The organism is Dyadobacter koreensis, assembly GCF_900108855.1.
GTDB classification, from domain to species: domain Bacteria; phylum Bacteroidota; class Bacteroidia; order Cytophagales; family Spirosomataceae; genus Dyadobacter; species Dyadobacter koreensis.
On sequence record NZ_FNXY01000003.1, the window covers coordinates 480,967 to 493,560 of the forward strand.

General features: G+C 41.8%; 6 protein-coding genes. 1 reads left to right on the forward strand and 5 read right to left on the reverse strand.

All coding sequences use genetic code 11. The annotated features are described in order from the left end of the window. The first annotated feature begins 71 nt into the window (after positions 1-71). Positions 72-2,540 (forward strand): bifunctional UDP-N-acetylmuramoyl-tripeptide:D-alanyl-D-alanine ligase/alanine racemase, encoded by a 2,469-nt coding sequence (locus BMY70_RS10790; RefSeq protein ID WP_090335181.1) that lies wholly within the window; start codon positions 72-74, stop codon positions 2,538-2,540. Between the two features lie 59 nt (positions 2,541-2,599). On the opposite strand, the gene ppk1 is transcribed toward BMY70_RS10790, so the two are convergent. The 5 genes from ppk1 to BMY70_RS10815 form a co-directional block, all read right to left on the reverse strand. Further along, on the reverse strand, positions 2,600-4,912 hold the full coding sequence (ppk1, locus tag BMY70_RS10795) for a polyphosphate kinase 1 (protein ID WP_090335182.1): 2,313 nt from the start codon (positions 4,910-4,912) through the stop codon (positions 2,600-2,602). Between the two features lie 172 nt (positions 4,913-5,084). Next, a complete protein-coding gene (gene gyrB / locus BMY70_RS10800) occupies positions 5,085-7,040 on the reverse strand; it encodes a DNA topoisomerase (ATP-hydrolyzing) subunit B (protein ID WP_090335183.1) in 1,956 nt (651 codons plus the stop codon). A 478-nt stretch (positions 7,041-7,518) separates the two neighbouring features. Next, the gene (locus BMY70_RS10805) at positions 7,519-10,689 is read right to left on the reverse strand and encodes a PVC-type heme-binding CxxCH protein (RefSeq protein WP_090335184.1); all 3,171 of its coding nucleotides are present in this window, start codon (positions 10,687-10,689) and stop codon (positions 7,519-7,521) included. A gap of 73 nt (positions 10,690-10,762) precedes the next feature. Continuing rightward, positions 10,763-11,641: a ThuA domain-containing protein gene (locus BMY70_RS10810; RefSeq protein WP_090335497.1), complete on the reverse strand. Its 879-nt coding sequence runs from the start codon at positions 11,639-11,641 to the stop codon at positions 10,763-10,765. A 196-nt stretch (positions 11,642-11,837) separates the two neighbouring features. Further along, complete coding sequence (locus BMY70_RS10815) at positions 11,838-12,587, reverse strand: outer membrane beta-barrel protein (RefSeq protein WP_090335185.1); 750 nt, start codon at positions 12,585-12,587, stop codon at positions 11,838-11,840. Between the last annotated feature and the right edge of the window lie 7 nt (positions 12,588-12,594).

Genomic DNA, 12,594 nt, shown 5'->3' on the forward strand with positions numbered 1-12,594 from the left:
TTAGTTTATACGAAAATACCATACAAAAACATCATTCTTTAATACCTTTGCGCTTTGCAAATTTCATTGGAATGATTCTGACCGAAAATACAACCGCATCCATACAAACCAAGGCGGATTATCTGCTTACCGATAGCCGTCAACTTACTTTCCCTGAAAAAAGTATATTTTTCGCTATCAGAGGTGAACGCCATGACGGTCATCAATTCATTAAAACGCTATATCAAAAAGGTGTCAGAGAGTTTGTGGTGGAAGAAAACTCTCTGAACGAAACTTTACGGGCGGAAATTAATTCATGGAAAGATGCGACGGTATGGACTGTTTTTTCCAGCATTCGTGCATTGCAAAAAATCGTCGCCGAGCACCGCAGTCACTTCTCACTCCCTGTTTTGGGAATTGTTGGCAGTAATGGAAAAACCATTGTTAAAGAATGGCTGGCGCAATTAACCGCACCTGGTCAACGTGTTGTTGCAAGTCCTAAAAGTTATAATTCTCAAATCGGTGTTCCTCTTTCTGTCTGGAATTTAAAGAAAGAACATACCCTTGCCATATTCGAAGCCGGAGTCTCCCGCGCCCATGAAATGGAATATCTACAGACTGTGATACGCCCGACCATTGGGATATTTACAAATATCGGCTCAGCACATGATGACGGATTTCGTAGCCGCAAGCAGAAAATCACAGAAAAACTTCGTCTTTTTACAAAGGTAAAGACATTGATATATTGTAAGGATTACACAGAGGTCGACGAAGAAATTAAACTGATTCTGCGTCCGGTTAATCCCTTTCTCAAAACAATAAGCTGGGGGAGCCACTCAGACGCAGACGTGAATGTTTCTTATGAAGCATATCAAAATAAAACAATAATTAAGCTTAACGGCATTTTTGGAAATCTGCAATTAGAAACCGGTTTCCGCGATAATGCTTCCCTTGAAAACCTGACACATTGTATCCTGTTTCTGCTCGATTTTGGCCTGACTGCTTCTGTTATTCAGGAAAGAATATTGACGTTACGACCTGTTTCGATGCGCTTGGAATTGAAGGAAGGTATAAACAATTGTTACGTTATTGACGACACCTATAACAATGACCTGCAAGGGCTAACCATGGCGCTGAACTTTTTGTCGCAACAGGAACAGCGCAGTCACCGGACCGTTATTCTTTCCGACGTTCTGCAATCCGGCCAGGCGCCTACCGAACTTTATGGAATTATAGCACAATTGCTGTTTGAAAAAAAAATCAACAGACTGGTAGGTATCGGACCTGAACTGAGCCGCCAGCTTAAGCAATTCAATATCGCAGAAACTAATTTTTATGAAGACACCGAAGCATTTTTAAAGGAGTTCCCATTTAATTCCCTTACCAACAGTCTGGTTTTGGTCAAAGGAGCCCGGACATTTTCTTTTGAAAAAATCGTCCATCGCCTTCAGCAAAAAGTACACGGGACTGTGCTTGAAATTAATTTGGACGCATTGACTCATAACCTTAATTTTTACCGGACAAAGATCGGTTCAGAAACCAAGATTATGGTCATGGTTAAAGCGTTCGCGTATGGAAGCGGCAGTTCGGAAGTGGCAAGTTTATTACAATACCACCGCGTAGACTATCTCGGCGTCGCCTATGCAGACGAAGGAGTTTCACTACGCCAAAGCGGAATCACTTTGCCAATTATGGTCATGAATTCAACTGCGCCAACCTTTGATACGCTTTTGCAATATCAGCTGGAACCTGAAATTTACAGCAGGCGTATGCTGACAGACTGGATTGAGTATATCAAGCTTAAAAACAATTCGGAAATTCCCGCAGTCCACCTGAAACTGGATACGGGCATGCACAGACTTGGATTTGTTGAAGATGATTATGAATGGTTATGCGAACAGCTTACCGTCAATCCATCCATAAAAGTATCTACAATTTTTAGTCATTTAGTTGGTGCCGACGATGGAATCCATAATAATTTCTCTCACCTTCAATATGGTAGATTTATCAAAGGTGCAGTCAGAATCGAGGAAACTTTGGGTTATCCAGTAACCAAACACATCTTAAACTCCGCAGGAATTGTTCGTTTTCCGGAGTTCAGACTGGATATGGTTCGTCTGGGAATCGGACTCTACGGCGTCGAAGCGACCGGGCAGCAGCAACACTTTTTACAATCTGTCGGAACGTTGAAAACAGTTGTTTCTCAGATAAAATATTTGTCGGCCGGAGAGACTGTAGGTTACAGTCGAAGAGGTATTGTCGATCACGATTCTGCTATTGCAACGTTGGCGATTGGTTATGCAGACGGATATGACCGTGGCCTGGGAAATGGTGTCGGACAGGTTTATGTCAACGGAACTTTGTGTCCTACAATCGGGAATGTATGTATGGATATGACGATGATTGATGTAACGAATGCCGAAGTTGAAGAAGGTGATGAGGTAATTATCTTTGGAAGCGAGGTGCCAATCACAGATTTGGCAAAACGTATCGGAACCATACCATATGAATTACTTACAGGAATCGGAGAAAGGGTCAAACGCGTATTTTTTAAAGAATAATAACTGAAAAAGCCGCTTAGATTCATCTTCAAGCGGCTTTTTTAAGTTATTCCTATAAGTTATTCAACAATTTGCTGTTCAGATTGTGCTTCTGCGGACTGCTGTTGTCTCGCCAGATCCTCTTCTACCGTATCAGCTGGTTTCTGGTCCGGAACAAAAAGTTTTACTTTTAAAACATCTTCCAGCGTTACATCAAAAAATGCTTTGTGAACGTTTAACGGCTCTTCGTCTGGCTCTTTGCATTTAACATAAGTACCGTCTTCCTGCATCTCGTAAGCATTGACATTGTCAAGCAAACTGAAATACAAGATGTGAATCGCTTCCTGTTTTACACGTGTATCAACCAGTTTGAAAAGAGATTCTATACGGCGGTCAAAACTACGAACCATCGCGTCAGCACTACCTCCATAAACTAATGGTTCTCCATTTTGATGAAAATAAAAAATTCTTGAATGTTCCAGAAAATCTCCTACCAGTGAACGAACTGAAATATTCTCACTCAAACCTTTTCTTCTCGGACGCAGACAACACATGCCGCGAACGATCAACCGAACTGGCACACCTGCCTGTGATGCTATATAGAGCTCCTGAATTGTTTCCCGATCTTCCAGAGAATTTATTTTGATACAAATTCCGCAAGGCAATCCAGCTTTTGCATTTTCAGCTTCATTGCGAATCAACTCAATTAACTTATTCCGCATGTATCGCGGCGCCGTAATCAGGTTTTGATATTCGGTCGGGCTTGAATGACCTGTGATAACATTAAAGAACTCAGAAATATCCTGGGTATATTCTTCGTTCGTGGTTAAAAGTCCTGTATCGGTATACAACCTCGAAGTATCCTCATTATAGTTTCCGCTCGATAAATGCGCATAACGCAAAACTCGGTTTCCTTCATTACGAACGATAAGCAACAATTTCGTATGCGTTTTCAACTGACCGATTCCATAAATCACAAAACAGCCAGCTTTTTGCAAACGCTGTGCTTCACGGATATTATTTTCTTCATCAAAACGCGCTTTAACTTCAAATAAAACGGCCACGTGTTTCCCGTTTTCAGCAGCACGCAGCAAAGCATCTGTTACGCGGGAATTTTTGGCCAGACGATAAATCGTTAGTTTGATCGATAATACTTTTGGATCATCAGCAGCCTGTTCCAATAATTGAAGTACCGGCTCAAAATTATTATATGGATGGTGCAAAAGAATGTCCCTTTCCTTCATCGCCTCAAAAACATCCGGAATACGCTCTCTTTCAAGACCTAACGGAGGAACAGGAGGATGAATCGGAGGAATCTGATCTTTAAATTCAGGATGTTTTACGATCGACCACAGGCAGGTATAATCGATTAGCCCCTGCGCTCTAAAGACATTATAATCGTCAATTTCCCACCTTTTCTTTATCAGGTTCAAAAGGTCAGGATTAGTGTCAGGTTCGATAGCTACACTGACGACGCGACCTAAACGACGGTTTTTAATTTTTTGTTTAATCTCGTCGATGAAATCAGATTCCATGTCATCGCTTTCTTCCAGAGAAAAATCGCCGTTTCTGATTATCCGGAACAAATTCGTGGAAACAATGTCGACGTTGCGATATAACTTGTAAATATGTGCTCTGACAATCTTTTCAATTGGCAGGAAAAGGATCTCTTCTTCACGTTCAATAACATAGAACCGGGGAAGATTGAGTGGAAGCTGAACAAACGACAGTTTGCGATCTTCCTCGGAAGTTGTGCCTTTTACCTGCGTAATTACGCCCAATACCAGAACTTTTGCGAGCAAAACGGGAAACGCATGCGTGTAATCAAAAAGCATAGGGGTAAGCATAGGGTAAACCGTCCGCTCAAAATATTCCTCAATATCGGCAGTTTCATCCCCAACAACATCTTCCATCCCGATCACACGAAAACCGTGTTGAGCGAAAAGCGGCTGGAGATGGTCGGTATAACATTCATTCTGCAAACGAACAAATTCGTGCAGTTCTTTCATAAGCATCTTCCGGAACGGTATTTCCCTTAACCCGGAATAGTCCACCCGTTCTTTTCCGTAATCAAGATAGTTATATAAACTACCTAAGCGAATGGACAAAAACTCATCAAGATTTGATGATGTGATTGCCAGAAATTTTAGTCTGTCAAATAAATTTCGTTCTTCATTTTGTGCCTGATCCAAAACCCGGTCATTGAATTTCAACCAGCTTAGATCACGACTGATAAAATCGCTCTGCTGAACCAAAGAGTTTACCTTTTCAGTCGGACTTACAAGTTTTGTTTCATCCATGGTTGTCTCTTTTGGGTTTTTGAAAAATGAAAACAAACTTGAAAGTCGCCCTCTTTTTTCGCTATTGATTATGGGGTCGGTATGGTCAGGCATAATGTAATAAAATTAAGCAATTCGCGCTATTAGTGTGTCACAAAATGCAACGAATCTAATTATGTATTGTTTTCAGTAAGATGAAGTTTTTGTTAATTCTTTTTCAAAAAAAACGGACGACTGAACATAAGTCAGCCATCCGTTTTTCATAACTCGCGACGAGAGCTGACTGTTACACGTCTACACGAGCGTATTTTGCATTCTTCTCAATAAAATCGCGCCGCGGCCCCACTTCATCTCCCATTAACATAGAAAATAAGTGATCCGCCTCTGCTGCCGACTCCACCGATACTTGTTTTAAACTTCTTCCTTCCGGGTTCATCGTCGTGCTCCACAATTGTTCGGCATTCATTTCACCCAAACCTTTATAACGCTGAATGTTCACCAGGTCTTCACGGCCATTACCGATCGCCCTGACAGCTTCCTCGCGTTGTTGTTCTGTCCAGCAATATCTTTCCTCTTTTCCTTTTTTAACAAGATAAAGCGGAGGCTGTGCGATGTAGATGTAACCGTTGTCGATCAATATCTTCATGTAACGGAAGAAGAAAGTCAGGATCAGGGTACGGATGTGACTACCGTCAATATCCGCATCCGTCATGATCACGATTTTGTGGTAACGAAGCTTGTCGATATTCAACGCCCGTTCATCACCATCCTTTCCGATCTGCACACCCATTGCGGTGAACATATTTTTGATCTCTTCATTTTCGTAAATTCTGTATTCCTGTGCTTTTTCAACATTAAGAATTTTACCTCTCAATGGCAAAATAGCCTGGAATGCGCGGTTACGTCCTTGCTTTGCCGTTCCACCGGCAGAGTCTCCTTCGACAAGGTACAATTCGCAAACCTCAGGATCTGTTTCTGAGCAGTCAGAGAGTTTTCCGGGCAGACCGGTTCCTGACATCACGTTCTTGCGCTGAACCATTTCACGTGCTTTTTTAGCAGCGATACGAGCCTTTGCAGCAAGAATAACTTTATCAATGATGGTTCTCGCTTCCTTCGGATGTTCAGCAAGATAGGTATCAAGCATTTCTGCAACTACCTGACTTACAACACTTACCACTTCCGAGTTACCAAGTTTTGTTTTTGTCTGGCCTTCAAACTGAGGCTCAGCCACTTTAACGGAAATTACAGCCGTAAGACCTTCACGAAAATCGTCTCCGCTGATCTCTATTTTTTCCTTAGCCAACACACCTGACTTATCCGCATAGTTTTTTAGCGTTCTTGTCAAAGCAGAGCGGAAACCCTGAACGTGTGTACCGCCTTCAATCGTATTGATGTTGTTTACGTAAGAAAAAACATTTTCCCCGTAAGAAGTATTGTACATCATGGCAATCTCCACCGGAACTGTTCCTTTGGTATTTTCCATGTAGATAGGTTCAGGAATCAATGCCTGACGTGTTCCTTCAAGATAAAGTACAAACTCATTCAGACCAATTTCTGAATGAAATTCTTCTCCGCGCGGAACACCGTTTTCGTCTAGCTCACGCTTATCCTGCAAGGTGATACGGATACCTTTATTTAAAAAGGATAATTCACGAAGACGCGTTGCAACAGTTTCGTATTTATATTCTGTTACGGTAAAAATCGTCGCATCCGGTTTAAAATGGATAAACGTACCCGTTTTTTCCGAATCACCGATCACGCGAACAGGATATAAAGGTTTTCCTTCACTGTATTCCTGTTCAAATATTTTACCTTCTCTATGAATTTCTACACGCAAGTGTATTGAAAGCGCATTAACGCAGGAAACCCCAACACCGTGCAAACCACCCGAAACCTTATATGTGTCTTTATCAAACTTACCACCTGCGTGAAGTACGGTCAAAACAACTTCAAGTGCCGATTTTTTTTCTTTCGCCATAAGACCGGTTGGAATACCCCGGCCATTATCCTGCACTGTAATGGAATTATCTTCTTCTATCGTAACGTTGATGGTGTCACAGTAGCCTGCCATTGCTTCGTCAATGGAGTTGTCAACTACTTCCCAAATCAAATGGTGAACTCCTTTAAAACCGGTATCACCAATATACATGGCCGGACGCTTACGTACGGCTTCTAAACCTTCAAGAACCTGGATGTTATCGGCTGAATAATTATTTACTTCAATCGCTGTTTCGTTTGCCATATAGTTTGTTTTACTCTACGATAAAAAGTGCCCATTCAGGGGCTTTTTAAACATACAAAGATACGCTTTTTTTGCCTCTTTTCCTACTCTACCACAAGATACATTTATGTACTTTACCCCTTTTTTAATTATTTTTTTTAGATGAGTATACGGATCAGAAATGCGGGCATTTCCCTGACAAATTTTAAAGGTTTAGGTTCAGGATTGTAAAACAATTTAAATGCGTCAGCCAAAGGCAACTGCGAGGTTTCTCAGTTTTTCATAAGAAAAGGATTAAAATAAGATCTATATTTATTATTATTTTCCAACAATTTGACAAATAGAACCTTAGTTTTTAGAATCCTGTCAGAAAAAAGACAAAATCAATTCCGTTTGATTACATAGCCAACAGCAGATTACCTCACAGCATGGCTATCAAATAAAAACGCGGCTCTCTGAGGTAATCAGGAAGCCGCGTTTTTGTATAAATCTTATATTTCTATTTTTCCATCGGATGTTCTTTCAGCAATTGATCGGGAGAATAAAAATCTTGTTTGCTTTCCGTCGCCGCTCTCACTTTCTTAACCCGCTCCGGCAGAATAGCAGAGCCTTGATTTCCAAATGAATTTCTAACGTAGGTCAATACAGCCGCCATTTCTTCGTCATTTAGCAAACCGCCAAACGGAGTCATCGGCACTTGCCCCGGATACTTTTTACCACTCACTTCGATCGGCCCAAGAAGACCTTTCAGCGCAAGTTTTATCAATCGATCTTCACTACCCAACACCCACTTATTTGCCGTAAGAGGTGGAAATCCAGATGCCGTCAAACCCTTACCATCGGCCTGGTGGCATGTGGTGCAGTAACCTTCCTTGCCATAGATCACCTTTCCTGCATTGAATAATTCCAGTTCCTTGCCTTTTAATAATGATTTGGCCACAACCTCTTTTTCCTTCTTGACAGGAACCCCATTTAAATGCGCAACAGCAGTTTCATAGGCATGAATAGACCATTCGTCAAGCGGCTTTTTTCTGGCCTCCGCAAGAATTGGCAAACCTTTTTCTTTTCCGATCCATGATGCCGCTACAATCGCAGCAAGTCGCACCCGGCTGTTTTCATCTTTCGCAGCCTGCATTAATAGCGCCGCCTGGTCAGGAACCTGGTGTCCGGTATAGCGGACCACATTTACAGCTGCCGCCCTCGCATGGTAATCCTTTGCATTAAGAACTTGTTTAAGAAGTTTTTGATCAACTTTATCCATACCCCAGCTCACCCACAGACCTTCCAGCATATGATGTTCATAACGAGGATGATTTTTGTCTAATTTAGCAACCCATGAATTCAGTTTTGATAAGACCTGGTTTACATCACGGCCACGCAGTTCACGGCGCGTTCTATATCGTGTTCTATATTCGGGAAGTTTCAAATTCTCCAATAATTCCTCAATACTTGCACCGTCAATCTTCGCTGGTTTTACTAACGGTCTCGACGGATAGGTAATTCTGTAAACTCTACCGTGCGAATGATCTCTCAAAGGATCACGCGCGTTATGCTGCATGTGACCAATAAGGATATTATGCCAGTCAATCAGATAAAGAGAGCCGTCAGGTGCAAATTCCATATCGACAGGACGGAAATTTCTGTCTTCACTGACAACAAGATCCGCGCGATGTTTGCTGGAATAACCCGTCCCGTCATCTTTGAGCGTATGCTCTTTCATACCCAAAAAACCGATCGTATTGTTGATCAGAAAATCACCCTGGATATCATCGGGGAAATGACGGCTTGATACGAATTCTAAACCGGACGTCGGGCGGACACGGTGCGCATCCTCTACCAGCTGCGCTGATTTATGCGTGTACTCGCCATACCTTGGCAATACAGATCCTGGCATCATCCAACGTACATCAGGACTCGAAGTTTCTGCAAAAAATGGCTGCCCCCAATCGTCAAAAGCAATTCCCCACGGATTTGGAATTGAAAGTTGCGCCGTCCGTTCCAATTTTTTGAGCTGCGGTGCATATCTGTAAAAGCCTCCGTTTGTAGCGCGTACCGTTCCATAGGAAGTTTCAACATCTGTATGAAGAAAAACGCCCTCTCCGGAATAAATGGCACCGGATGGATCAACCGTAAACGCGTGACTGTTATGGTGCGTATCATGGTCATCAAATCCGCTTAACAGAATTTCACTCTTATCTGCTTTTCCATCACCATCCGTATCAATGAGAATTTTAAGATTCGTGCCCTGTGATACGTAAACTCCTTCTTTGGCAATTTCAAAACCCAACGGAAGATGCAAGCCATCAGCGAAAACCGTTTGTTTATCTGCCTTCCCATCTCCGTTAGTATCTTCAAAAATGATGATTTTGTCATCCGGTTTTGAGTCGCCCGGTTTGTAATGCGGATAACTTGGCATGGTCGAAACCCAAAGTCTGCCTTTGTTATCAAAAGACATCTGCATTGGTTTGGCTAAATCCGGAAACTGCTCTTCTGACGCAAAAAGCTCGATTTTATAGCCTTCCGGGACTTTCAATTTTTTCAGCGCGTCTTCTCCATAAAGATATTCAAGACTTCCGTTTTTCTCCGGATTATAATTTGTTTTCACCTCTGGCAAAGGTGTTGTGTTTTTATCCGCGGCCGCAAGATCCATTTTTTCACCTTTCGAGGCAGCCAGCCAGATCGCCTGATCACGAATGGCAGTCAACTCGCGGATTTTATTGATTTCGGCAGGATAATTGTCCTGTCCAAATGGATTGTACCGACGGCCATAAACGTGTACCCCGTTTGGGATTTTATAATCATTATGCCACATCCAGTTTTTTTCAAGTACAGCGTCGTGTACCAGCTTTCTATTTGCTTCCGCTTTCGGCAGCGCTTTTCCAAAAACATTATCAGAAAGCAACAAAGCCAGCTTTTTATAACCTTCTTCATTTAATTGCGAACCATCGATCGTCAAATCTTCCTTACTTTCAGCATACCATTTTTGCGACGGCGTGAAAGCATCTACGAAAAGTACCTTGTTCAGATCTGCGACTTCTTTCATCGCTTTGGTATATAGCGACAAATTTTCATTTTCCTTTTTGCCATTTGGAATATCAAATTTTGCTGACAGATCTTCAAAAGCAATCGGAGATACAATGGCTAGTTGAGGAGGCGTTGCACCGTTGTAATTTTGACTTAAAGTGTGTTTGATAAATGCGTCAAGTTCCGCCTTATAATTTGCCAATCCTTCTTTGCCCTGAAAAGATTCGCTGTATCCAAAAAAGGCAACGATCACATCCGTTTTCAGCCGGGTCAGCCATTCGTCCGGCGATTCAAAGTGCCCTTCGCTATTAGAATTTTTTGCATATTCAGTCTGAAATTTTTCGGCTCCGGGAAACGCCCAGGGTAAATTTCTGCTGGCGTGAGGGCGAAATCCTGGTGTGTCTCCGCCGTCGCACATATTCCGGATGTAAAGCAAACTATCCGGATAACGAACCTGCATTTCTGTTTCAAAATGCCCGTAGTTCATCATCCTTGACCCAAGGTTTCCACCGAGCAGAATAATACGGGCGTTTTTTTTGATTTTCAGCGAATCAGATTCGCTGAACTGAAAAGCACTAAAAGCAATGACGATCAATCCAAATACAATGAATAATCCATTGACGCTTTTTTTTACGGGTTTAGTCATTTTAATTTATGATAATTTATCCATGGTGTAGGAACGCACTCTCATTCAATTGCAACAGTTCTTTCTTGTAAGGTCATTTCGCCTCTCTGTAAGGAACCTGGATATCGATCTTCCCTTTCCAGGTTTTAGGCACTTTCTGACCTAATTCCCAGTGAATTGCATTGATAACAAGACGCTGGAAAGGTTCCAGTTTGAAGTCGTCCGGATGCCCCATGGTTGTCATAAAAACTTTTCCGCCGAAAGAATTGGTACCCGTCCAGGCAACCGGATTTTCAACATCCTGTTTGTCCGGATCAACAGACTTACCCATTAGTAACCAGGTTGACCCTTTTGTTGGATAGTCAGGAAGAACGCGGTATAGCCAGGAACGCACGTGGAATTTTGGTGAGACGCCGGTAAGTACCGGATTTTTGGCCTGCTCGGGAATGACCGTAACATCGGTACTGCTTTTATGTCCATAATGCGTATGAGCAGCTTTTCCACCCCAGCCCGGAGGTGAATTCAATGCAAATTCTCCGAAAGCATTCCATTTTTCGTTCTCATCACCTTTTGGATAATTGAAAGCATGTGTGGTTGTCCGAAAGCCCATAACCGGTTTCCCAGATTTCAGATAAGCATCAATATGAGCCAATTGCTCCTTTGGCAGCTGTCGCCAGCGAAGATAAAAAACGGCCAGGTCCGCATCTTTCAAAGACTCCAGGCCAGGAATATTCTTCTCGGAGTTATGGTCAGGAGAAGCTTTTAAAACGGTGGTACGCATGCCATAGTTTTTTTCAAGTTCAGCAGCAATAAGTGGAAGAGTTTCTTCACCGCTATACTCGTGATCGCCGGTAACGAAAACTACCAACGGTTTTTTCGACTTAGAGTCTTGGGCAAAAACATTTGTTTTTGAAGTAAATATGCAGCAGAATACCGCACAAAGGAATAGTAACAGGTTAGGTCTTAACATCATTTTTCGATTTGCATCCATTGTTTTCCAATGGAAATCTTATGAAAGAAAATTTTAAAAGGCTTAGCTTGGTAAGTCGCAAAACGGATCAATCTACCGATTGAAAGATTGTTTTTAACATTCCTTCCCAAGGTTTCCAAAGTAAGACTAAATTGTCCTACTTTTCCCTTACTTTTTCATAAACAAAACGAATACTGCGTTAGAAAAATTTAAGACCGAGTGTTAATTCTACTCTTGATAAATCTTCAAATTTTTCCTGGGAGAGCTTAATCGTTTCCGTAACGCCACCCATTTTTCTTCTGAATTTATAGGACGTTCCCAGATAACAAGCTCCTGAAATATTCAAAGCGAAATGATTGCCGAGCTTTTGTTCCAAACCAACGGAAACAGCCCAGCCCATTGCGTTGCCTCGGTTCGTAAAATCTTTACTGTCCGACATTCCTTTATTTACATACGACTGATATCCCATAGCAAAACTTGCTAAAACTGATGTCGTATTATTTTTAAAAGGATGCTGGTAAAGAACTGAAGGACCGACAAACTGAACGGTAATGTCATCGGAATTTCTTTTATCGAAATCTCCCTGACTTTTGAAAAGATTGTATTTCATACCCAAAGCTACCTGTGGCAGAATAAACCGATAAATGTCAGCCCCGATCGAATAGCCGGATTTCAGGTTTCTAAGATATTTTGAATATGGAGTATTGGTACGAGCACCCTTATTCGGTAAACGGTAACTATATCCTCCGCTCAATCCAAAGGCCCATTTTCGATTAAAAACAGGTTGAATTTGTTTTTTAACAATATCAATTCGTTCTTCTGAAACCATCGTTGAATCAACAATACTAAATGTCGAATCTGCTTTTAAAACACCGGTAGTATCCTGCGCTTTTAAAGGGCCTGAAGCAAGAAATACCAAAAAGATGATAACAGCTAAAATTTTATTCATTGATCTC